This is a genomic window from Belliella filtrata (genome assembly GCF_022549775.1).
Classification (GTDB): domain Bacteria; phylum Bacteroidota; class Bacteroidia; order Cytophagales; family Cyclobacteriaceae; genus Belliella; species Belliella filtrata.
In genome coordinates, this window is sequence record NZ_JAKZGP010000001.1 from 193595 (window position 1) to 216609 (window position 23015).

Sequence of the window (23015 nt, forward strand, 5' to 3'; positions counted from 1 at the left end):
TGCAATTCATGTATTGCGACTTTGCCAAAAACAAATTATCATCTTCAGCCAAAAACAATGATTTGGTAGTCAAGGTGATGGGTTTGACAAAGCCTAATCTGGTAATGTCTTTTCTTAGATTTTCTAAAGAAGATATGAGTCAAAGACTTTTGTATCAACTGAAGTATAAAAACAAGCCCGAGATTGGGATTGAATTGAGTGTATTTTATGGTTTTTTGTTGAAAGATGCTGGCTTAGATTTACAATGGGATGTGATCACTGCAGTACCACTTCATCAAACTAAGCTAAGAAGAAGGCAGTATAATCAAAGCGAATAATTTGGTGTAGGCTTATCCAAATCTCTAGTGAAACCATACGTGACTTTGATTGAAAGGCACACTTATACGCAGACACATACGAGCAAATCAAGAGTAAAGAGACTTGACAATGTAGCATCAGTTTTTGGTGCCAAAAAATCTGAGAATGTAAAGGATAAAAGAATCCTGCTAGTAGATGATGTGATGACGACTGGTGCTACATTGACAGCCTGTGCTAATGTGTTGCTAGATGCTCAAGCTCTAGTCGTTGATATGGCTGTGATAGCTGCGGGTAGATACTAGCCAGACATTGTAAAGATTTTTAATTCGCTTTTACCAACTTCCACCAGCTCCACCACCACCAAAACTTCCTCCACCAAATCCTCCGAATCCGCCACCGCCGCCAAATCCACCTCTTCCTGATGAGAAATCTCCAAATTTTCCTTTACTTCCTCCTTTGAGCATATTTGCCAATAATATGGTTGTGAAAAGATCAACTCCTCCACCTTTACCTCCCATGTGATTGTCATTATCTTTTCTGTTTCGGATCAATGGAAGGATCACAAATAGAAAGATAAAAAACATAAACATGATCAATGCACCTCCAGAATTACCTGATGAAGCTACTTTATTAGCTTCATATTCACCTGAAGCCAGTTTGAATATCATATCTGTTGCCTTATCAAAGCCTGTATAATATTCTTCCATTCGGAAATTGGGTACAATGAGCTGTTCTACGATTCGCTTGGCTAGTACATCTGGAACTACACCTTCCATTCCATATCCTGTGGCAATGAATACCTTTCTATCTTTTATAGCGGCTAAGATCAGCACACCATTGTCCTTGTCTTTTCTTCCTATACCCCATTTATCTCCAAGCTGGAATGCATAGTCACTTATATCATAAGGACCCACTGAATTGATTAATACGATACTCACTTGAGATGAGGTACTGTCATTGTAAGCCACAAGTTTATTTTCAAGTCGCTGAACTTCGGCAGTGCTCAAAGTATTTGAAAAATCATTTACTAGTCGAGGTGGATTGGGTTTTTTTGGAAAATCATCTTGAGCGTAACTGTTGAAAGTTAAGCAAATCAAGGTTAAGATGATTAAAATAAGGTTTTTATTCATGTTTTTATCCAAAGGATATTTCATCAGGTAGTTCGTTGATGTCTCCCTTTTGATCAAAAGGGAAATGATGCTGAAGCTGTTTGCCAGCCATTTCTATTCCCATACAAAGCCCGTCTGTATAATTTGATGCTTTGAAATGTATGGTCATGTTCTTTTTAATGTTTTCCCAGAAATCATCGGGCACCACACTATTGATGCCTGCATCTCCTAGGATGGCAAATTTGTGATCTGCTACAGCAAGATAGAAAAGCACCGCGTTGCGGTGCTCTGTTTGGTGCATCTTGAGTGTTTCAAATACTTCTGCTGCACGATCTAGGACATCTTTACAGTGATTTTCTATATGGACTTGAATTTCTCCAGAAGTTTTTTGTTCTGCTGCTTTGATTGCATCGATGATTTTGGATCGGTCAGCTTGACTGAATAGTTTTTCGGCCATGTTTATTTTTTTAGAATTCTACAGCAGGAGCATTTTCAGCCCCAGCGGAAGCTTCGAAATAACCTTTTCGCTCAAACCCGTACCATCCAGCAAACAAGTTATTTGGAAACTGTCTCAGGTTTGAGTTATAGCTCTGCACAGATTGGTTGAAGTTTCTTCTTGCTACAGCTATCCTATTCTCTGTGCCTTCTAGTTGAGCTTGAAGTTCTAGGAAGTTTTGATTGGCTTTGAGCTCTGGATATCGCTCTACTGCAACCAGTAACCTGCTTAATGAACCACTCAATTGATCTTGAGCTTGCTGAAATTTAGCAATATTTTCTGGAGTCAAATCATCAGCTTGTAAGTTGATCGAAGTGGCTTTCGCTCTTGCTTCTATCACTCCAGTCAAAGTTTGCTGTTCAAAGTCAGCATAACCTTTCACGGTATTTACCAAATTTGGGATTAGGTCAGCTCTTCGTTGATACTGAGTTTCTACTTCAGCCCATTGCCCATTGATGGTTTCTTCGGTTTGCACAAAAGTATTGTATACGCCTACTGATTTTGTGTACACAAATAGCCCAATCAGGGCAATGATAATAATAGGAATTAATGCTTTTTTCATAGTTGTTTTATCAAACATTGCAGGATATTGACGTAAATTTACTAAGGATGTTGCTTTTAATTTGCAATATTGTCAATAAATAATCCCTTCGGTGTTGATAATGAGGTTTTTTAGGTAGATATAAAAAGTAGTTCCTTTGCCTACTTCGCTTTCTACGAAAAGATTTCCATCATGTGCTCGTATCTGCTCCCTGATGAGGTAAAGTCCTAGCCCTTTTCCTTCTACATGAGAATGGAATCTTTGGTACAATCCAAACATCCTATCTCCATACCTTTTCAAATCTATCCCTATGCCGTTGTCTTTGAATTCTATGACTGTAAACTCATTGTTTTCATAGGTTTTGATTTCAATCTGAAGTTGTCTATTTGGGTCTCTGTATTTGATGGCATTTGTTGTAAGATTTGTAAGGAAGTTTTCCAGATGCGAATAGATATAGTTAATGCTATCTGTATTAGAAAAATCTTTGGTAATCAAGGCCCCTGATTCTTCGATTTGCTTGCTTAGACTAGTTTCGATATTGTTACTCAAAAGGCGAAAGTCAATTCTATCGATTTTGGGCAGTTTATTCTTTTTGATTGCTACTACATCTATAAGGTCTTGAAGGGTGTTGTTAAGGATATTGGTGGCAATTTTCAGGTTGTCGATGATTTCCCTATTTTCTGGATCTTCTGGTTCAGTTCCATTGTACAGATCAAGTAATGCAGTGATGTTGACTATCGGTGCTCGTAAGTTATGAGATATGATATATGCAAATCTTTGAAGTTCCTCATTTTGTGATTTCAGGTCTTTTATCAGCTGACTGCGTTCTTCCTCGGATTTTTTTGATTCTGTTATGTTTTGTGTCACAAGCAAAATTCTATCTATTTCTTCTAGTTCGTTTCGTAATGGTACTGCATTTTTAAGGTAATGTTGATTTTCTATACTTATTTCAAAAGTCACCGAAGTGCCTTCTAATGTTGGTGACAATTGATCTTCGATTTTGTGTGCTATGTCTGTAGAATACCTGTCAAGAATAGATTTTTCTAAGAGATCAACAGGATCAATACCTTGTTGCATATATTCTTTTCCATCTGTGTATACACATGTAAAATCAGTGTCTAAAACTTCAATCGTTCCATTTGGAAAGTTGATAGCTATACTTCTATACAATAGCTCTGAAGTCAAGAGTTTTTTCTCATAGCTAAGTCTGCCCAACTCTGCCCCAATTCGGTCAGCTAGTATTTTCAAAACAGATTCATAGACTGGACTATAGTGCATCGGTTGGGAGTCCATCAATACTAGCATACCAAGATTTTGACCGTTGATATCGGAAATGGTAACTCCCATGTATGTATTGATGTTTAAATTTTTTAACTCAAGATCATTTGGAAATTTTTTTGAGGCGTTAGTCAAAATAATTAGTGGTTCCGATGAATCGATACAAACTTCACAGGGACTATGTGTCAATTTATAGGAGAAGTTTGTTTGCTTTTCCCCATTGCTATGAAATGAAATAACATTAGCTTGATCATTGTCGCTATCTATTTCGGCAATGAAACAATACTCCGTACCTAACTTCTTTGATAAAAAGTTAGTTAAAATATCAAAGAAATCTTGACCATTATATTTTGAGGTTTTTTCAGTAAGTTCTGCTAAGATATTATGAACAAACTCTTGGTCAGGTATATTTTCTACAATTGCTTGGAAACTATTAGCGTCTATAGATTTAGAACTAAATCTGATTTGAAAAACCTTCTGATTAAAATAGCTATAGTAGACGCCTTCAAAATTAGCAAAACCTTGAGCTATACTATCGATTAATGCTTTTTGAATTCTCTGACCATCTACAAGTTCAAATATATTTTCGCCGATCAGCCTAGATTCGTCTTCTAACCCTAAATTGGAGAGAAATGCTTTATTTGCTGAAAGGATATTTCCCTCTATATCATAGTGAAATATGGAAACTGGGTTTTCGTTGAAAAGTAATTTGTATTTTGCTTGTTGTTGGAAAGCTTTTTCTTCATTAAGTTTACTTTGTGTGATATCGATAAATAGGCCAGCCCAAATAGATTCATTTTTATATTTTTCCAACTTATTTGAGGCTCCATGTATCCATTTGATCTGACCATCTTTGGTTTGGATTCTGAATTGAGATTCAAATTTTTGATTATTTAGGTAAGCATTTTTGTCAGCTTGAATAACCTTATCTAAATCATCTGCATGAATAAGGTTTTCTAAAGCCTTTTCATCTAAGAGTATCTCGGAGGGCTCAATTCCAGCGAGCTCTTTACTGCCTTCACTGACAAAAATATATTTATGCTTTCCACCTGGATAAGCTTTGAGCATGTATACTATCCCTGGAACTACAGCGGTGAGCTCATCTAAGACAGACTTGTGATCTAACAAGTTCTTTTCTATCTCTTTTAGTTCAGAAATGTCGCCGAGAACACCAATGATGATTTCGTCTTGGCTTTCTTCTTTTTGAATTTTTTCTACTTCATCTTGCAAAAATACATAATGTCCATCTGCATGTAAAAACTTGTAAATAAGTAGGTTAGTCTGTTTGAAGCCGTGATTGTAAGCTTTTTTGTCTTCAGGGTGTATAAGTTTTTTCCAATTTGAATGAGTAAAATTTTCAAATTTTGAAGCTTTATAACCTAACACTTTCTCAATAGCACCACTAAGTTCCATTTGGCCCGTTTTGGTATCAATCTCATAGTATATAAGATTGCTTCGGGAAGGTTTTGGCAGTCCAGCGTGACGTGATGAGACAGGATCATGATACTCCAATTGAAACAGGCTCACTTTGTTTGCCAATATTTCTTTGGTTAGGTAAAGTCTGTCTGGAAAAATACAAATACTTTTTGAAGCTGAATCTTGGATAAGCTCTTGAAGTGAATTTTCGGCTATGAATGGAAATCTATTTAGGATAAATTTTTTCCAATCAGTTTCTTGATTTTTGTTTTTAGAAAGGTGAAATACATTGTCTGCAGTGATCAACCAAGCATAAGGTATATGGTTTGGGTTCGCTTGAGGAGAAATCAAAGCTGTAATAAGATAGGTATCATCTTCTTGATTGATGATATAACCTTCAATTTGTACAAATTGAAAGCTCCTGTTTTTGATGATTATGGGGCATAAAATCTTTTCACCAGTACCCAAAGCCTCAAATAAAAACTCAAAAATTGAGCATGGCAGCGTTGGAAAAAGACTTCTAAAGAAGCTTTCCTGATAAAATTTTTCGTCGCCATTGATCAATTCTCTAACTTCAGAAGAAATATAAAGTAGCTCAAAGTCTCCTTCTTTATACCTTTTCAAGGTAAAGAGTATATTGTCAAAGCTATTTTTAGTTGAGTTATTTTTCATTGCTGCAACATAAAATAGGATAAATTTGGATTGGAATTGGGTGAATGTAAAAATAAACAAACTTATCTACAATATTTATTTTTTGAAGAGTTCATGGTTTTCACTTACTTAAATCATCCGTCTTAATTTAAATGTGAAATTTAGCTCTTTTACATTTGAATTATCATTTGAATCAGGTCTTAAAATTGTAATTTTGATTTCTCTACCAGCTTCAGATTTGAAATATTTTATGATTTCTGACAATTTCCAGAAATCGATTGGGACATTATTTATTTTAATAATTTCATCAAACTCTTGGAGACCTGCACTACTGGCTGGAGAAGAATCCCTGATTTTGGCTATATAGATTCTTCCACTTTCAAGAGACAATTGCTTGGGGGTGATACCACTCATGTCAAACTCAAAAGAATTAGAGAACGATGCTGACCTTCTGTACAAAAGTCGTTCCCTTTGATAATCAAAGATCATTTCCATTCTGCAGAGAATTTCTGACCCAAGACTTCCTTGTCTACCAGATTCTTTGATAATATAACTGAAATCACTTTCTTCCGGAAATGAAGTAATCAAGTTATGGAACTTTAAACCATTGATATTGAGTCGTTTTGACCTTCCGACAAGCCCATATAGATCACCGCCCAAAGATCGCCCAAGATCTGATTCCAAATGATTTGGAGGAATCCTTATAATGCTTGAAGTTTCGGAGTTGAGCAATAGTCCGTGATTGGCGCCAGTATCGATAAGGAGCTTTGCATCTAGTTTTTCTCCTAATACTTGTGTTATGTCACTTTGGATATATGGTTTGCTATTTTCAATTTTTAGCGGTGTTTTTCGAAAACCAATCGGACGCCATTTTAGCCTATTCTGCTTGTAAAAGGTTAATTGACTTTGATCGTAATTGACCTTTATGGGATTATTTTTGAAGAACTCATATCCTACTACCCCATAGATAGGCACACCTGTAAGTTTCTCAAGTTCAAAGAAGTCTTCATCCAGCACTAATACTGTTTGATATTGGCCGAGTATATTTTCCATATCTAAGCTGTTGCTTATGGACACAGATGCCGTCAGTACTGTTTTGCCATCAGCACCTACCAGATTGAGTTTCCTACTGTATTGTAGGCCAAGCTCATCACCAATTTTCTTACTGAATAGGATATTACTTCTGATTCCTGTGTCCAAGATAAAATTCAAGGGCTCGCTGCCATTGATTGATATAGGAATAATGATTAGGTTATTATCACTTAAAAATTTAACTGTGACTTTTTTCTTATCTTCTTTCATAAAAAAACCAGGCAGTTGTGCTGAAGCAACTGCACTTATCATAAGGTAGCAGATCGTTACGATATGTTTTAAGTATTTGGTCATGGGTTTATTTCGAAGTTCTTATTCTCTTTTAAGATAAGAATAATAATTTGACTTAATTGTTTACGACAGATTTTTATAGTTATGATTCTATCTTTTCCATTTACTGACCTTCTGCTTTTCAATTAATACCTTCTGGATAGTTTTATTGCGATGTCTTAATTTAGAATATATGGCTAATGATTAAGTTTTAGGGAAAATACCGATAAAGTTAAAGAATAGTGTAAAGGTGGATTGAAATCAATCTAAATTATCATAGATAGAATCTATAAAGTTGAAAAAATCTAAAAAATCATGCATCTTAGTTCTTTAGATTCAAAAAAGCATGGCAGAAAAGACGGTAGTAGAAAAAGCAAAGAAGATTTTTGAGAATTTCTTGTTGAGGCAAGGCAGTAGAAAGACACCAGAAAGGTACTCTGTTATGGACGAATTGTATGCTTTACCACAAGACGAACATATAGATGTGGAGGGTCTTTTTCTATTGATGAGAAATAAGGGATATTCTATCAGCCGTGCTACAATATACAACACACTGGACTTGCTAGTCGAATGCGGACTTGCTGTTAAGCATCAATTCAAAGATAAGGTAGCCTTGTATGAGCAGGCGCTTACCTATAAACATCATGATCATCACGTCTGCAATCAGTGTAGAAAAATCCGAGAGTTTTCAGATGAGCGGCTGAACCTTATCAAAGAGGCAATGGGTAGGGAGTTTGAGTCTGCTATTTCAAGCCACTCATTGGTACTATATGGGGACTGTCAGATTCAAGATTGCGATAACTTACAGTTTTGATTCTTTTTTGAATACCTTTTTGTAAATGGGTTTTCTATACAAAAACTGTAGGTATAGGGCTGGATAAAGGAGGAGAGTCAGCCATGCATAAGGCGCTTGGTATGATATTTCATCAAGGATGATACTCCCATTTTTAGCCTTGATTATCCGATGCTTATGTTTCCATTTTTTTAAGAAAAATGGCAGTTTAATTCCTTGATCTATAAAATAAAACTCCTTGCTATCTGTATGATCTTTTGTGATTTCTGAAGTCCATACTTGCTTGAAAAATATAAAATTCAACTCCATTGAGACTATATCTCCTTCCACAGAACCATCGAATCTTATCAGCTTGACGGGAGGAAAAGGAGGGCTCAATTTTTTGAAAAGACTTTGGTTGAAGCCTTCTTTTACGGTCAAATAGGATTGATCTACTTTTGTAGAAATACGGATATGCTTCATGCAATTATAAATCTAAATTCAAGTGAAATGTTTGAATATTAATGGATAAAAAAAGCCTCATCAATTTACTGATGAGGCTTTGATAAAGGTTCTGCTTTATTACAGATTATTTTTTGTTTTTTACATATTTTTCCAACCACTGATGTTGCTCCCATAAGGTGTGAAGGATAGATTCTTCAGCGGCATAGCCATGTGACTCATGTGGAAGGAATACAAGTCTGGTAGTTGCACCATGTCCTTTGAGTGCATTGTAGTACCTTTCTGACTGAATAGGGAAAGTACCAGAATTGTTATCGGCTTCACCATGGATCAATAGGATAGGAGTTTTTACTTTATCAGCGTGCATGAAAGGAGCCATGTTGAAATATACTTCTGGAGCTTCCCAGAAAGTTCTTTGTTCATATTGGAAGCCAAAAGGTGTCAATGTTCTGTTATAAGCTCCAGATCTTGCAATCCCCGCTGCGAAAAGATTGCTATGTGATAGTAAGTTAGCAGTCATAAATGCTCCATACGAGTGACCGCCTACACCTATTCTATTTCTATCTCCGATTCCAGATTCTGAGATGAAGTCTATGGCAGCTTCTGCATTTGCTACTAGCTGATCTAGGAAGAAGTCATTTGGCTCAAGATCGCCTTCGCCGACAATCGGCATTTCTGTCTGATCCATGATTGCATAGCCCTGAGTCACCCAATAGATTGGTGATCCCCAGCTTAGTCTTGTGAACCTGTACTGAGAGCCTCTCACTTGAGCGGCAACTTCGGCTGATTTGTATTCACGTGGATATGCCCACATTACTACTGGTAGTGGCCCATCAGTAGCTGAATCGTAACCTTCTGGTGTATATACAATAGCGGATAGATCAAGTCCATCATTTCTTTTGTATTTCACCAATTGCTTGGTGATACCCTTGATGGATTCATATGGGTGATCAAAATTGGTGATTTGAATAGGGGCTATTCTTTTCTTGGTATTCACAAGCCAATAGTTCGGCTGAATATCAGTACTCTCTTTTACGGTAATGAATTCTGTCGCATCTGCATTCAAGACTTTAGCAACTCTCTCATAGTAAGGAGCCTGAGATCTCCATAAAATCTTCTCAGTTTTAGTTTTGGCGTTGAAAATAGATAAGTATGGCATGCTGCCTTCTGGAGACCCACCTTCGCTTGTCATAAAGATATCGTCACCTTTTCTCATAATTACAGACCTGCCATAATCGTTGGTTACGAAAAGTGGACTTCCTGGATCATTATAAATATCGTCAGATGATCTTTCGATGATTGCACGCTTTTCACCGGGTTTGGATGGGTTGATTACATTGACAATTTGCTTTCTAGTGGCTGACCATCTTTCATTGAATATGGCAAAGCTGTCATCTGACCAGTAGATTCCACCATATCGATAAGGTGTACTGATAAGTTTGGTCTTTGAGGCTGTAAAAGGAGCATTGAGTGTATATACTATATCTCTCTCTTCCATTTCTACTCGACCATCTCCACCATCTTGAGTTTCTACCCAATACAGCATAGCTGGCTTGTCTGCTCTCCAGTTGATAGACCTCGGGCCAGTTACTGTAGCATCAAATCCTGTAGGTCTAACTTCATCAAGTGGCAATTCAGCAATAGTTTTTACGTTTTTGCCAGCCATGTCCCAGACTTCAACATTGTAAGGAAATCTAGAAGCGGGAACTAAGTAAGAGAATGGTTTTTTGATGATATCTACCATTATATATTTACCGTCAGGTGATACGCTTACAGATTTGAATAGCCCAGGTGTACCATATGGTGTCGCTTGTCCATTGATATCAATTAGCATAAGCTGCGAATCAGCAAAGTATTCGAATAAACGCTCGTCATGTGCATTCGTTAGTAAATCTTGGTAAGTTCTTGAAGGAGCAGCATTACCTGAAGTTTCTTGAATGGTAGGACCTACTGGTGCTAATGGTGCTTTTGGCACCTCCCCTCTTTTAGGGTTGACAGCTTTAAGTAAAATTTTGTTATCAGGAGTCCAGCTGATAGTGCCACCCATTACATCATTAACAATCTCATCAGTTAATTTTTTTGCCTCATAGCTTGTCAAATCAACTAACCATAAGCTAATTCCAGTATTTGTGGTATTGGTCACAGCGGCAAACTTTTCGTCTTTACTTATCGCAAATCCTCCAAGCCTAGCATTTTCTGGAAGGCCTTTGATTGCAAACTCATCACCAGACTTGGTGATTTTGACTTTTACATTCTCAATTGCTCCAGTTCTACTCGGACCATTAGTTGCAGGATTGATTCGCATGCCGGCGATACGAAGTTCGGGTTGCGCCAAGTCTTCTATGGAAGGGTTTCCAGATCTTTCGAGCAGAAGCATGAAGTCTCCCGTACGGCTAAAACTTACCGATGGAGTGGATGGTGCCTTTACCAAATCAGCGATTTCCTTTGGAGGTGTCTGGTAAGTTTGGGCATTTTGAGCCAATGATTGTGGGGCATTGATCCATAGACCAAAACATACAATCAATGATGAACAAATAGTTTTTCGTAATGAATATAGCATATCGTGAATTCTTTATTTAAGAAATTTACTACTTAATCCACAGTTTCGCTATTCTTTTTGATTTTGAGATCGATGAAGCCCATAAGCGGTCATATATATGGCTAAAAATAAAAATGGGGATCATTTCTGAACCCCATTTTCTTTAAACATTGATTTTACATTATTTTCCTGTAGCCCCTACCGAAATCATCGCACATCTAAAACCGATGTGATTCGTTGCCGAATCTTGGTGCATGAATCTTCTCGTGCCTGGTGAAAGCCAATACGCTACATCTCTCCAAGAACCACCTTTGTATACTCTGTAGTTATCATCTATGAGTGTGGTGCCGTAATCTTTAGCTTCATCATAGATTCCATCTTTTCTCAATGGGTTGAGATCATCAAAATCAGTGAAAGATAGTGGTCTATATACATCTTGAACCCACTCATTCATATTGCCTGCCATATTGTAAAGACCAAAATCATTTGGTGGATAATCGTAAACATTTGCTGGAATGATATCTCCATCATTTGACACCCCACCTGCTATACCAGCGTAGTCACCTCTTCCTCTTTTGAAGTTGGCAAGCATTTCACCTTGTTTTCCTCTTCTTTTGATATTGTATGGGTTTCTTACTCCTCTCCCATCCCAAGGATAAATTCTTCCATATTCTTGGTTTTCATCCATGTATTGGGTTCCGATCATTGCTTTGGCTGCATATTCCCATTCTGCTTCGTTTGGAAGTCTGTATTCAGGCATAGCTACACCTCTTTCGATCAGTTGATTTTTGTTTAATGTACTATCTATGCCTTGTTTTTGACGCATCAATTCATTGACATATTCTGTTCTCCACTTGGTGTAGGCATTGGCTTGACTCCATGTAACACCTGCTACTGGGTAGAAATTAAACCCTGGAAACCTGTAGTAATAAGTGTCATAAACATCATTGTAAGACATTGCACCTTCCCATACCCTATCAGATGGCTCAAGCTTGCTTATTGAATCTGCACTAACATTTTTTCTCATGTTGAAGATGAATTCTTTGTAATCATTGTTAGTGATCTCTGTTTCATCCATATAAAAAGAGGCGATGGTAACTGTACGTTCTATGTTATCTCTAAATGCCATGATGTCTTGCTCTTGAGAACCGATCACAGCCCTTCCACCTTGAATGTATTTCAAGTTGGGTCCTACTACTTGTTTTGCCATTCTAGTGACTACAAAGTTGGTACTGTCGTTTGCATCAAAGCTAAACTGTGCACCTGTAGTGGCACTTGTTTTTCCTGGTTTGGCGGCAGTCCTTCTGCCATATCCAGGTGTTTTATTACAAGAAGACAGGATGCAAACTGCTACAAAAAGCAGAGCGGTAGCAATTAACCCGAATTTATTTTTTCCAAAAACCATAAACTTGATCGTGTTTTTTGTGCACAAATAGAACGCTAATATATAATGTATAATATCTTATCACAATATTATTTTTTTTATCAAACGATTAGTTTGAGCCGAATATCCCCTTTTTTGACCATATGATGCAAAATTTCAATTCGAAGTAACAAAATTAGTTCTATTAAAATATTTTCATTTTTTTTCAATTTTCATCTCACTCAGCCATTGTTTGGCCTTTTTGATGGTGGTTACTCCATTGATAGTGAGGATCAATCGGTTTTTGTGCTCTTTCATTTTACAATACTTGGGCTGTGTGCTTACGTATCTTAAAATATTACCAAATATTTCTGACTTGAAGTATTTTTCTTTGTGGGACGGTAAGAAATAACATTTCATGATACCGTTTTTTAGCGTAAGCTTTTCAAAACCCAGTGCTTCAGCATGCCATCGTAACCTGACTGTCTCAAATAGATCATTGACCACCTCAGGTATAGGCCCAAATCTGTCTTGGATAGATTGGATATGCTTTTCTAGTTCTGTTTCTTTTTTGATATTGTCAAGCTTAGAATATAAGCTTAACCTTTCTGAAATGTTGCTTACATATTCCTCAGGAATCAATATTTCCATGTCTGTTTCTATCACGCAATCTTGTACGAGGATTTCAACTTTTTCTGCCAAATCTACCTCAAAGAGTGCCGCAAACTCATTTTCCTTCAGCTCTTGTACAGCTTCATCTAATATCTTATGATACATGTCAAAGCCTAGGTCAGTGATAAAGCCACTTTGTTCAGCTCCCAGCAGGTTACCAGCTCCACGGATGTCCAAATCCCTCATGGCCACTTTGAAACCATCACCTAGGTCAGAGAACTCTTCTAGCGTCTGCAGTCTTTTTCTTGCTTCAGAGGTTAGTCCTGAAGTGGCAGTAGTAAGCAGGTAGCAGAATGCCTTTTTATTGCTTCTACCTACCCTACCTCGCATCTGATGAAGATCACTCAACCCAAACATATGTGCTCGATTGATGATGATGGTGTTGGCATTGGGAATATCAAGACCTGACTCGATGATGTTGGTAGACACCAATACATCGTATTCTCCTTCGATGAATTTGACCATAATTTTTTCCAAAGCTTTGCCGTCCATTTGACCATGTGCACCAGCTACCCGAGCATCTGGAACTAGCCTCATGATCATATTGGCAATAGTGTCAATCTCACCGACTCTATTATGTACAAAAAATACTTGACCACCCCTTCTCAACTCAAAAGCTACTGCATCTCTGATCACTTCTTCTTCAAAGCTGTGAATCTCCGTGGTCACTGGCTGCCTATTGGGTGGAGGAGTAGCGATCACAGAGAGGTCCCTGGCTCCCATAAGTGAAAAGTGTAATGTCCTTGGAATTGGCGTAGCTGTAAGGGTAAGCACATCGACATTAAGTTTCATTTCTTTGAGTTGATCCTTGACTTTTACGCCAAACTTTTGCTCTTCATCTATGATCAAAAGTCCGAGGTTTTTGAACTTTATGTCCTTGTTCACAATTCGGTGAGTACCGACCAGGATGTCTATCTCTCCAGAAGTGACTTGCTTAGTTATCTCCTTGATTTCTTTGGCAGTTCTGAAACGATTGATGTAATCGACTTTTACTGGAAATGCAGCCAGTCTTTCCATGAATGTCTGGAAATGCTGCATGGCCAAGATAGTCGTTGGTACTAATACTGCTACTTGTTTTCTATCGTTTATAGCCTTGAATGCTGCCCGTATAGCTACTTCGGTCTTTCCAAAGCCCACATCTCCACAGACCAATCGGTCCATTGGGTATGGTTTTTCCATGTCGACTTTGATATCTGCTGTAGCTGATGCTTGGTCTGGAGTATCTTCGAATACAAATGAGCTCTCTAGCTCTACTTGTAAGACAGAGTCTAGAGAAAATTGGAATCCCGGTGCATTCCTTCGTTTGGCATATAGGGCAATCAGGTCTTTGGCAATGTCTTTGACCTTGCTTTTTACTTTTTTCTTTTTGTTATCCCACTCTGGAGAGCCTAGCTTAGACATGGATGGCGCAGTGCCCTCTTGTCCAGAGTATTTGGAAATTTTATGTAAAGCGTGAATGTTCACATAAAGCAAATCATCATCTCGAAAGACCAGCCTCACGGCTTCTTGAGATTTTCCATTGACATTGACTTTTTCTAGTCCTGCAAATCTTCCCACCCCATAATCTATGTGTACGATATAATCGCCAGGATGTAAGGCTTTGATTTCTTTCAAGGTCAAAGCTTTGGATTTGCTAGACCTTGGTTTGGTTTTGTACCTGTGAAATCGCTCAAATAGCTGATGATCAGTATAACAAGCGAGTTGAAGAGATTTGTCCACAAAGCCTTCTCTAAGACCAATCATCAGAGATTGGGTTTGTAATGTGGGGTCAAGTTCTTGAAAAATATTATTTAGCCTGTTGATCTGCTTTTCATTTTCAGAACAAATGATATTGATCCAGCCTAGTTTTTCATTTTCTACTAGGTTTTGGACGAGTAGGTCGAAGTTCTTATTGAAAGAAGGCTGTGGCTGAGCCTCAAAGGTGAATACTTCGGCATCTTTATTATAAAACTTGTGCCCAAACTCTACTTGTACAAAGGACTGGCAGATCTTCTCAAAGCTGTCAGCGTGATCAAACAAATCATCAGGCTTGGGAAGAAGTCTGTCCGATTTTGCTGTTTCTTGTTCATATAGCTTTTTGGCCTTTTCAAAGTTTTCATCAATCAGGTCAAATGTAAGTTGAGTATCTTTGAACCATACAGTGGTGTCGTTTGGCAGAAATTCCAAAAAAGATTGCCTTACTTCTTGGAGAAGTCTAGTTTGTACATTTGGGATGATGCTAATGGCATCAATGGGATCTACAGAAAGCTGAGTCTCTGGGTCAAAAGTCCTGATACTTTCAATCTCTCTTCCAAAAAGTTCTATCCTGTAAGGAAGGTCGTTGGCATAGGAATAGACATCGAGGATACCTCCCCTGATCGAAAATTGCCCCGGCTCATAGACGAAATCAGTTTTTTCGAAATCATAGGTGGACAAAAGTTCAGAGATAAATTCCATGTCTACATTTTCACCTACACTTGCAGTGAAAGTGTGCTCTTTGAGTGAGCGCTTATTGATTACTTTTTCGTATAATGCTTCCGCATAAGTGATTACCACCTCATTTTTATCTTGTTTCTCAGAGATTTTATTAAGAATCTCTGCTCGCATGAGGATGTTTGCATTTTCTACTTCTTCAAAATGATAAGGCCGCTTGTAACTCGAGGGAAAAAGTAAGGTGTTGTTTCGTCCAAGGAGTTCTTGAAGGTCAGAGTTGAGATAGGCCGCCTCTTCTTTGTCGTGTGCGATGATTAAATGAAACCCCCCAAGCTGCTTGAAAATGGTGGTAAACAAGATCATGTCAAGACTACCCGCCAGACCTTTGATTTGGAATCTTCGGTTTCTTCGGTATTTTAATTTTTCAGAAAAGTGCTTTACAAAAGGGTCATTGTTGTAAAGCGAAAGGAAAGCAGATTTATCCAAAACGATTGTGGGTTTCGATGTTCAATTCTTTGGCAAGTTAGGAAATTGAATCGTTTCTTGCCACAGGATATTTTTGATACGATAGGATACAAATATCCTGAACCTAAGTTGAGTTAAAATGTTTATGGAGTAAGATCAATTTTGTCATGAAAGATAATCAACAAACCTGGTTCCAGAAACTTGAGAATTTGCATCCCTATCAGACGATGGTATATTTGGGAATGATAGGCAGTGGATTAATTTTTCTATTTCTTACTGTTGCTTTTTTGGCTTCAGGATATGGAGGGTTTCCTTCTATGGGAATCAAGCTTCCTAAGTCGTTTGTGATCAGTACTTTTGTGATTATGCTTTCAGGGTATACCGTATCAAATGTTTCTTTGTATTTTAGAGAAGAGCGATTGAGGAAATTAAAAAATAATTTATTCACTACTTTTTTGCTCGGAGTGATATTTACCGTATTGCAGTTTGTGGGTTGGCTAGAGCTGAAGCAAATGGGGGTAGACTTTAGAGGGCTTCCTAGCGGTAGCTTTTTATATGTTTTGAGTGGTATTCATGTCTTTCACTTAGTAGGAGCGATGATTTTTGGGTTGATCATGGTGCTGCAGTATAGTCGCAGAGAAAAGGACCAAGTAGGTCAGTTGATCACACTGACCAATCCTTTTGAGAAAATGCGCATTTCCTTATTTGCGACTTATTGGCATTTTATGGACTTGATATGGTTGATACTCTTCTTGGTTTTTGTATTGTCATTTTGATCATTTCAGTTTCTTTTTAGGTAATTTAGCCTTATTCTTAAGAAAATAAACCGAATTTCTATCCGAAAACGTACAGTTTCGATATGGACTAAACAGTGGAGTATATATTATGGAGAACAAAAACTACGAAATCAACATTAACCCAGACTGGATCAGGAAGTATCTCAAGAAGATCATTTTAGGGATCGCTTTGCTGGTGCTATTTGCTACAAGCTTACGCACCGTAGGTCCAGAAGAGGAGGGGGTGGTTATACAGCTTGGAGAGTATAATAGGACAGTACAACCAGGGTTAAATTTTATCATGCCTTTTGGGATAGAGCGAATGTATAAGATTCCTGTACAACGGCAACTTAAGCAGGAATTTGGATTCAGGACGACCAATTCGAGTCAACGCTCTGACTATGCCAAATCAGCATATGGGGATGAAAGCATGATGCTTACAGGAGACCTTAATTTAACTGATGTAGAATGGGTGGTACAGTATAGGATCACAGATTCTTATAAGTTCTTGTTTAGGGTACGCAATGCTGAAAAGACACTTAGAGACATGTCCGAATCTGCCATGAGAAAGATCGTAGGGGATAGAACGGTCAATGAAGTCTTGACAGTAGGTAGACAAGAAGTAGCTTCCAGTGTAGAGGTACTACTACAGCAGATGTGTGATGAGTATGAAAATGGCATACGCATAGATCAAGTAGTCCTACAAGACGTAAATCCACCAGAGCCAGTAAAACCTTCTTTCAATGCTGTCAATCAAGCACAGCAGGAAAGAGAGACACTGATCAACCAAGCAGAGGCAGAATACAATCGGGTAATCCCACGTGCCCGCGGTGAAGCAGAGGAGACTATACAGCTGGCAGAAGCTTTTGCCCTGAATCGGGTCAACCGAGCTATTGGTGAAGCTGAGAGATTCAATGCACTTTATGATGCATATGTAAAAGCCCCAGAGGTGACCAAGCAAAGGATTTACCTGGAAACTATGGAACGTGTGCTTCCAAAGATTGGAAACAAGATCATCGTAGATGAAAAAGGTAATAATGTATTGCCACTATTGAACATTGACAAAGTAAAAGCCCCAACAAAATGAGAAAGAATAGAATTGGATATATAGTACTAGGAGCTATTGTGGCTTTGCTGCTTTTCAATAGCTATTTTATCCTTGATGAGACACAGCAAGCTATCGTAACACAATTTGGTAAGCCAGTAGGTGAGCCAAGAACTAGCCCTGGAATTAACCTGAAGACACCGTTCCTTCACAAAGTACAATACTTTGACAAGCGCTACCTTGAGTGGGATGGTGACAAGAATCAGGTTCCAACCAAGGATAAAAAATTCATCTTTGTTGATACTTATGCCAGGTGGGAAATTACCAATCCACTACAGTTTTTTATCAGGCTTAGAGACGAAAGATCTGCGCAATCAAGGCTAGATGATATCTTGGATGGTGAGACTAGGAATGCTATCGCTAGTCACGATCTTCTTGACATCGTACGTTCTTCGAATAGAGATCCGGAGATCACAGAGGATTTTATGGAGGAGATAGAAGTGCTAGAGGATATCTCTGTGGGAAGGGACAAGATTGAAAAGATCATCCTAGAAAAAGCCAATCAGCGAACCACAGATTTGGGCGTGAGGATACTGGATTTCAGGTTCAAAAGAATGAACTATGTGGATGAAGTAAGAGATAGGGTTTATGATCGAATGATTTCAGAAAGAAATAGAATCGCAGATCAGTTCAAATCAGAAGGTCAAGGCCGTGCCAGAGTCATAGAAGGGAATAAGGAGAGAGATTTGGCACAAATACAATCAGAAGCATTCAAAGAGGCAGAGGAGATCAAGGGTCGTGCAGATGCAGAAGCTACCGAGATCTACGCCAGGGCTTATAACAAAAACAGACAATCAGTTGAGCTATATAAATTTGTCCGCTCGATGGAAAGTTTCGAAAAATCTATGGACGAAAACACCAGCTTAGTGCTTTCCACAGACTCTGAGTTCTTCAGGTATTTGAGGCGGTTAAATTAATCGTGTGATGAAAAAATGATTATCTGCAATTATACTTCGGGCTGCTATAGCTTGAAGCAAATTGCGGATAATCTTTATTTGATTCTTTTTGTGTTTTTACCTTTATAGTGCCATGTTTTGTGGTATGTTCCAAAATGGAACTAACCACTTTTTCCTCAAGCTCCCCTGACTTAAAAATGTTTCCATTATGTTTTGTTATAGCGGGTCGCCGAGTACCGAATAAATCGGCTATTTTCTGTTGTGAAAGCCAAAACGTTTCCTGTTCAAATTGAATCTCAATTTAAGTATCTGTATCAATTGTTTGATATATAACTATTTCACTCATGTTCCAAATGTTTTTTGACTGTCAAAGATTCTTTACAAACAAAATTTGGTTTCAGGTCACATTTTTTACAACAATGATTTACTAGAAAAAAATCTTGTTTTTGCGGAGTAAATGAGATCTCCTATTATTATGTCTTCTTCTATAAAACCTTAGATATGAATCCCTTAAGCTTTCTGAAAACCATTTATCAATCACTTAAAATAACAAAAAAAACCTTAGACATTCTATAAACATCTAAGGCTTTATCAAGAAGAGCTCACTTCTTTTTAAGTCAACAATATTCAATAATCATTGTGCTACTATTCCATTCAAATTACCTCCTACCAAATTCAGCATTTGCTTCATCTAGGAAGTTGACGAAGTTTTGGATGTTGGTATCGTATGCTTTTGGTCTTACTAGAAGCTCCTCATTATGATCCAGGATCACATAGTATGGCTGGGCGTTGTTGTTGAAGCGTGTGATTTGGAAGTCAGCATTTTGTTTGCCAATGGTCTTTTTTTCCTTACCGTCATATTCAGAAGTGTACCACTCAGACTCAGGTAGCTCAAAACGTTCGTCAATATATAGCGCTACCACTACGAAATCTTCATTTAATCTTTTCAAAACCTGTGGGTCAGACCATACACGGGCTTCCATTTCTCTACAGTTCACACAGCCGTGACCAGTAAAATCTATAAAAAGCGGCTTGTCCGCTCGTCTTGCTGCTACTAAGGCTTGCTCATAGTCAAAGTAACCTTGTATTCCGTGAGGTAGGTGCAGAAGCTCTGCATATTTAGGAACCTCGTCCAAGGTAACAGCTTCAGATACCGTTAGTCCTTTGGTCGCTGTGATGTCGAAATCGTGAGTGGCCATGGGCGGAAGATATCCGCTTAGTCCTTTGAGCGGAGCGCCCCATAATCCTGGGATAAGGTACACCACAAATACAAACGTACTTATGGCGAGCATCAGCCTTGGTACACCAATATGATCCATAGGTGAGTCATGTGGTAGCCTGATTTTTCCCAATAGATAGAATCCAAGAAGTGCAAATATCACGATCCAGATGGCCAGATAGATGTCTCTGTCCAAAAGTCCCCAATGATATACTTGATCTGCTACAGAAAGGAATTTGAAGGCAAGCGCTAGCTCTAAGAATCCCAATACCACTTTTACAGAATTCAACCAGCCCCCTGATTTTGGTAAGGAGTTCAGCCATTCTGGAAAGATGGCAAATAGTGTAAATGGTATGGCAAATGCCAAAGAAAATGCAAACATGCCCAAAATAGGCTTGAGCAATGCACCACCCGCAGAGCTTATCAAAATCGAACCAACGATAGGTCCTGTACAAGAGAATGAAACTAGCACAAGTGTAAATGCCATAAAAAAGATGCCCGAAAGACCACCTTTGTCTGCTTTGGCGTCTACTTTATTAACCAAGTTACTTGGTAATGTAAGCTCGAACATCCCTAAGAACGCGAAGGCAAAGAAGATGAATACCAAGAAAAAGAAAATATTCGGCACCCAATGTGTAGAAAGCCAATTGGCAAACTCGGGACCTTGTATCGCTGCCACGGCAGTCCCAGCAATGGTGTATATCGCAATGATCGATAGTCCATACACAAAGGCGTTTTTGATTCCTGCAGCTCTTGACTTTGATCTTCCTGTAAAGAAAGTCACTGTCATGGGGATCATTGGAAATACGCAAGGTGTCAGTAATGCCGCTAGACCAGCAAGAAACGCCAAAATCATAAAGCCAATTAAGCTTTCTTGATCCTCATCGGCTGCTAGGTCTATAAAGCTTCTTTCCTCAACCTTATCTTGCTGCACCTCATTACCAACTGTGGAGGTGGTGTCAGCCTTTTCATCGACCTCCGTAGTGTCGGTTTTGGTTAAATTAGGTGCTTGTTCCTCTGATTCAGAAGTAGAAGCTACTGAAATGGTAGTAGCTTTGGAGCGAATGGAAAAATCTTCATCAAACGGTACACACTGACCTGTGACATCTGTACACATTTGATAGCTCAGAGCTCCGATTATGTTGATTTCTTCGCCTGTGATTTTGATGATTTGTTCGAAAGTACCGTTTACTTCAAAGTAGGTGACATCACCTTCCCAAATTTCATCATACTTTTTCTTAGGATTGATTGCTTTGAGTTTATTGACCAAAGTAAACCCCTTTGACTTCTGCTCATCGATGTCTAGTTCTGTGAGCATAGGGCCTAAGTCTGGATCAAAATCATTGGAGTAAATGTACCAATCTCTTGGAATCTGGGCTTTGAATACGATTTTGACTTCATCTCCTACTTTGAGTTCCTTTTCATTCAACTGTATCGACCAGCTAGGTGGAGATATCATTTGTGCAAAAGATAAAGTGCTTATCATCAGAAGAAATGATAAGATCAGAGATGATTTAAAGCTTTTTGACATGATAATAGATGAAATGCTAAACTGAATCTAAAAATAAGAAAATTGACAAGAAAGTTCAGTGTTTAATGATATAGGTGGTAAAATTTGAAAAATCCTCCATGATTTTCATGTGTAACATGGAGGATTTTCAGGATTATTTGCTCGCCTCGTCTTTGAAATATTTGAAAAACAAAGCAATGGTTTCTATTCCCATGTAATAGTTTTTTACACCATAATGTTCGTTTGGTGAATGTAGTGCATCAGTATCCAGTCCAAACCCAAGAAGAATAGGATCTAGCCCAAGTTCTTTTTGGAACAGTGAACAGATAGGTATGGATCCGCCTTCTCTTGTAGGAATGGCTTTTTTTCCAAATGCCTCTTGAATGGCCAAATCAGCCGCTCTGTATCCGGGGGTCTCCGTAGATACTACTGCAGCTTGACCTCCGTGATGAGGAGTGACTTTCACTTTTACTGAAGCTGGGGCTATGGCCTTGAAATGTTCTTCAAATAGCTTAGAGATTTCTTTATGGTCTTGATTCGGGACAAGTCTCATGGAGATTTTTGCGTAGGCTTTGGAAGGTAGCACTGTTTTGGCACCTTCTCCTGTGTATCCACCCCAGATACCATTGACATCGAGCGTAGGTCTGATACCTACCCTTTCGATGGTAGAATATCCCGCTTCACCATGCACATCATTGATATCTAGTTCTTTTTTGTAAGCTTCTAGGTCAAATGGGGCGTCATTTAGTGCTTTTCTGTAATCATCAGCATAGGTCTCTACTTTATCATAGAACCCTGGAATGGTGATATGATTGTTTTCATCTTGCAGAGAAGCGATCATTTTGCACAAGATATTGATCGGATTAGCTACTGCTCCGCCGTATGTTCCAGAGTGGAGGTCCCTATTTGGGCCTGTGACTTCAACTTGCATGTAAGCCAACCCTCTTAGACCTACTGTTACAGAAGGGTTTTCCAAAGAAATCATGTGGGTGTCTGACACCAATACCACATCTGCTTTGAGTTTTTCTTTATTTTCTTTGACAAAAATATCCAAATGCTCAGAGCCTACTTCTTCTTCACCCTCTATCATAAACTTGATGTTGCAAGGAAGCTCATTATTTGACATCATGGCTTCGAATGCTTTCACATGCATGTAGAATTGTCCTTTGTCGTCGGCAGATCCTCTAGCAAAAATAGCTCCTTCTGGATGTCTTTCAGTTTTCTTGATCACTGGTTCGAAAGGAGGAGAATCCCATAGCTCATAGGGATCAGCTGGCTGTACATCATAGTGACCATAGACCAAGACAGTAGGTAGCTCAGGATTGATTATTTTTTCTCCATAGACAATAGGGTATCCAGCGGTTTGACAAAGTTCCACTTGGTCTGCACCAGCTTTTTCCAAACTTACTCTCACAAATTCCGCTGCTGCAAAGACATCGTCTTTGAACTTTGGGTCTGCACTTACAGAAGGTATTTTCAATAAGTCTATGAGTTCATTTAAAAACTTCTCTTGATTGTCTTGGATGTACTTTTTTACTGACATACTTGGGTTTGTTTTAGTTTATTTCAAAACATCATAAGTCTGATCGTCTTATGATATTTGGTCTCATGAACCAAAGATCTCCGCATGGATGTATGATTCAATGATTGACTAATTGCCTTCAAAATTACGTG

At 38.4% G+C, this 23015-nt stretch carries 17 protein-coding genes; 6 read left to right on the top strand and 11 right to left on the bottom strand.

From position 1 onward, the window contains the following. Positions 1-8: 8 nt before the first annotated feature. Together MM239_RS21060 and MM239_RS21065 are read left to right on the top strand one after the other, a co-directional pair. Positions 9-317, top strand: a complete 309-nt coding sequence (locus tag MM239_RS21060) for a ComF family protein (protein WP_317235585.1) — start codon at positions 9-11, stop codon at positions 315-317. Between the two features lie 27 nt (positions 318-344). Next, positions 345-599 carry a ComF family protein gene (locus tag MM239_RS21065; protein WP_317235586.1) on the top strand — a complete coding sequence of 85 codons (255 nt, stop codon included), beginning with the start codon at positions 345-347 and terminating at the stop codon, positions 597-599. A gap of 30 nt (positions 600-629) precedes the next feature. On the opposite strand, the gene MM239_RS00840 is transcribed toward MM239_RS21065, so the two are convergent. The 5 genes from MM239_RS00840 to MM239_RS00860 all read right to left on the bottom strand — a co-directional run bounded on the left by MM239_RS00840 (position 630) and on the right by MM239_RS00860 (position 7174). Then, positions 630-1427, bottom strand: coding sequence for a TPM domain-containing protein (locus MM239_RS00840; RefSeq protein WP_241345864.1), 798 nt, complete (start codon positions 1425-1427; stop codon positions 630-632). Between the two features lie 4 nt (positions 1428-1431). After that, a complete protein-coding gene (locus MM239_RS00845; RefSeq protein ID WP_241345865.1) occupies positions 1432-1863 on the bottom strand; it encodes a TPM domain-containing protein in 432 nt (143 codons plus the stop codon). Between the two features lie 10 nt (positions 1864-1873). Next, positions 1874-2464, bottom strand: a complete 591-nt coding sequence (locus tag MM239_RS00850; protein WP_241345866.1) for a LemA family protein — start codon at positions 2462-2464, stop codon at positions 1874-1876. Positions 2465-2536: 72 nt separating this feature from the next. After that, the gene (locus tag MM239_RS00855; RefSeq protein WP_241345867.1) at positions 2537-5809 is read right to left on the bottom strand and encodes a PAS domain-containing protein; all 3273 of its coding nucleotides are present in this window, start codon (positions 5807-5809) and stop codon (positions 2537-2539) included. A gap of 108 nt (positions 5810-5917) precedes the next feature. Beyond that, entirely contained in the window at positions 5918-7174 is a 1257-nt protein-coding gene (locus MM239_RS00860) for an aspartyl protease family protein (RefSeq protein WP_241345868.1), read from the bottom strand. 322 nt (positions 7175-7496) lie between these two features. Here MM239_RS00860 and MM239_RS00865 point away from each other — a divergent pair, with 322 nt between their 5' ends. Continuing rightward, entirely contained in the window at positions 7497-7964 is a 468-nt protein-coding gene (locus tag MM239_RS00865; RefSeq protein WP_241345869.1) for a Fur family transcriptional regulator, read from the top strand. On the opposite strand, the gene MM239_RS00870 is transcribed toward MM239_RS00865, so the two are convergent. The 4 genes from MM239_RS00870 to mfd all read right to left on the bottom strand — a co-directional run bounded on the left by MM239_RS00870 (position 7953) and on the right by mfd (position 15856). Continuing rightward, complete coding sequence (locus tag MM239_RS00870; RefSeq protein WP_241345870.1) at positions 7953-8405, bottom strand: SRPBCC family protein; 453 nt, start codon at positions 8403-8405, stop codon at positions 7953-7955. The two genes, MM239_RS00865 and MM239_RS00870, sit on opposite strands and share 12 nt — an antisense overlap. A gap of 106 nt (positions 8406-8511) precedes the next feature. Beyond that, a complete protein-coding gene (locus MM239_RS00875) occupies positions 8512-10944 on the bottom strand; it encodes an alpha/beta hydrolase family protein (RefSeq protein WP_241345871.1) in 2433 nt (810 codons plus the stop codon). A gap of 160 nt (positions 10945-11104) precedes the next feature. After that, positions 11105-12328 carry a gliding motility lipoprotein GldJ gene (gene gldJ / locus MM239_RS00880; protein WP_241345872.1) on the bottom strand — a complete coding sequence of 408 codons (1224 nt, stop codon included), beginning with the start codon at positions 12326-12328 and terminating at the stop codon, positions 11105-11107. A gap of 174 nt (positions 12329-12502) precedes the next feature. Beyond that, on the bottom strand, positions 12503-15856 hold the full coding sequence (gene mfd, locus MM239_RS00885) for a transcription-repair coupling factor (RefSeq protein ID WP_241345873.1): 3354 nt from the start codon (positions 15854-15856) through the stop codon (positions 12503-12505). A gap of 146 nt (positions 15857-16002) precedes the next feature. Between mfd and MM239_RS00890 the strand changes: the two genes are divergently transcribed. The 3 genes from MM239_RS00890 to hflC all read left to right on the top strand — a co-directional run bounded on the left by MM239_RS00890 (position 16003) and on the right by hflC (position 18633). Next, entirely contained in the window at positions 16003-16611 is a 609-nt protein-coding gene (locus MM239_RS00890; protein ID WP_241345874.1) for a cytochrome c oxidase subunit 3, read from the top strand. Between the two features lie 109 nt (positions 16612-16720). After that, positions 16721-17698 (top strand): FtsH protease activity modulator HflK, encoded by a 978-nt coding sequence (hflK, locus tag MM239_RS00895; RefSeq protein WP_241345875.1) that lies wholly within the window; start codon positions 16721-16723, stop codon positions 17696-17698. Then, positions 17695-18633 carry a protease modulator HflC gene (gene hflC / locus MM239_RS00900; RefSeq protein WP_241293874.1) on the top strand — a complete coding sequence of 313 codons (939 nt, stop codon included), beginning with the start codon at positions 17695-17697 and terminating at the stop codon, positions 18631-18633. Before hflK ends, hflC begins: the two co-directional genes overlap by 4 nt. A 638-nt stretch (positions 18634-19271) precedes the next feature. Here the strand turns inward: hflC and MM239_RS00905 are convergent. After that, on the bottom strand, positions 19272-21317 hold the full coding sequence (locus MM239_RS00905; RefSeq protein ID WP_394801471.1) for a protein-disulfide reductase DsbD family protein: 2046 nt from the start codon (positions 21315-21317) through the stop codon (positions 19272-19274). 178 nt (positions 21318-21495) lie between these two features. After that, entirely contained in the window at positions 21496-22884 is a 1389-nt protein-coding gene (locus tag MM239_RS00910) for a dipeptidase (RefSeq protein WP_241345877.1), read from the bottom strand. Positions 22885-23015: the final 131 nt, after the last annotated feature.